We start from the raw sequence: 1,490 nt of genomic DNA on the forward strand, positions 1-1,490 counted from the left end.
AAACATGATTGAGGCTGGTTGGGACTTAGATCTCGTATAACAAGCGAAGCTATGACACTGCATGGAGGATTAGGGGTAACTGGCAAACTATGATTTAGGAGGAGATTAATAATGAATCCAGTCGTTGGTCTGGATATTTCAAAAGGAGAAAGCCAGATTCAAGCATTCTTAGATAAAGGCAAACCATATCGTAAAAGTTTTAAGGTGACTCATACTTTAGAAGGTCTTAATGACCTTGTTATATTTTTAGAGGATGTAAAAAACGAGGCTGGTATGAAGCCTACAATCATTTTAGAAGCCACAGGACATTATGGTGCTCCTGTCATACATCATTTAGAAGAACGAGGGTATTTATTGATTATTATTAATCCGTTAATTTCTTATAAGGCAAGAGGATCGAGTTTGAGAAAAGTAAAAACGGATGCCATTGATGCCTATCTACTTTGTGAATTGTTCTATAAAGAGGAATTAGAGCCATATAAAAAGCGTGGTGTGCAGTTATTAAATCTTCGTAACCTTACAAGACAACATGAAAATATAACTGGCGTAATGATTCAAACTAAGTTGCAATTTCAGGCAGTCCTTGAACAGGTATTTCCTGAATATAAAGGGGTATTCGGAGATTTATATTCTAATGTTTCACTATTAACTCTTTCAGAGTTCCCTTCTTCAGAAGATATTTTGAAAGCAAGTGAAGAATCCATTACAGACAAAATATATGAACTATGTAAGAGTAGGTCCATTAGATGGGCAAATGAAAAAGCCTTACATCTTAAAGCCGCTGCAGCTCGTAATCCTTTTGAAAAAACAGTTTACCAGAGTCATATTTTAAGTCTGGATATGTATATAAAGATCCTTCTTCAGTACAAAGAGCATCTATCAAAGTTAGAGTCAGAAATAGATGCCCTCGCTAAAGAAATTGAAGAATATAGTATTATCAAATCTATCCCAGGCATCGGTGAAAAGATCGCTGCAACGATTATTTCTGAGATTGGTGAAATAGATCGATTTAACAACCCTAAAAAGCTTGTGGCTTTCGCTGGAGTTGACCCAAGTGTTTTCGAATCAGGTAAATTTTCAGCGACCAAGAATCGAATTACAAAACGAGGTTCAAGTAGACTTCGTCATGCCTTGTTTATGGCTGTTCGTTGTGCAATACGAGATTGCAGAAAAACTAAAACAGACGATACAATCATTCCTCGAAACAAGAAAATACGTGAATTTTATGATAAAAAACGTGAAGAAGGAAAACCTTTTAAAGTAGCGATAATAGCTTGTGTTAATAAACTCTTACATTGGATTTTTGCCTTGTTAAAAAACAGAACTACGTACCAAGATTTAGCTTGATAAGTAGGTACAACTAAATCAAACAAAACCTTCCAAATACAAACTTTAGGACGGTTATTTGTTATGCACTTTTTTAGTATAGCACGTGCCTATTAAACTTTTAACAGAAAATTATTGACAAACTATTAGCTGGTTTAGTTGAA

At 34.8% G+C, this 1,490-nt stretch carries 1 protein-coding gene; it reads left to right on the forward strand.

Annotated features, from left to right (window positions below; all coding sequences use genetic code 11):
- Nucleotides 1–111: 111 nt before the first annotated feature.
- Nucleotides 112–1,347 carry an IS110 family RNA-guided transposase gene (locus ACIQ7N_RS23585; RefSeq protein ID WP_402936676.1) on the forward strand — a complete coding sequence of 412 codons (1,236 nt, stop codon included), beginning with the start codon at nt 112–114 and terminating at the stop codon, nt 1,345–1,347.
- Nucleotides 1,348–1,490 lie beyond the last annotated feature (143 nt).

The organism is Lysinibacillus sp. NPDC095746 (assembly GCF_044763535.1).
Lineage (GTDB): Bacteria > Bacillota > Bacilli > Bacillales_A > Planococcaceae > Lysinibacillus.

What these genes read in the sequence shown, in the direction of transcription:
- ACIQ7N_RS23585 (WP_402936676.1), top strand. Translation starts at nt 112, where the DNA reads ATGAATCCAGTCGTTGGTCTGGATATTTCAAAAGGAGAAAGCCAGATT.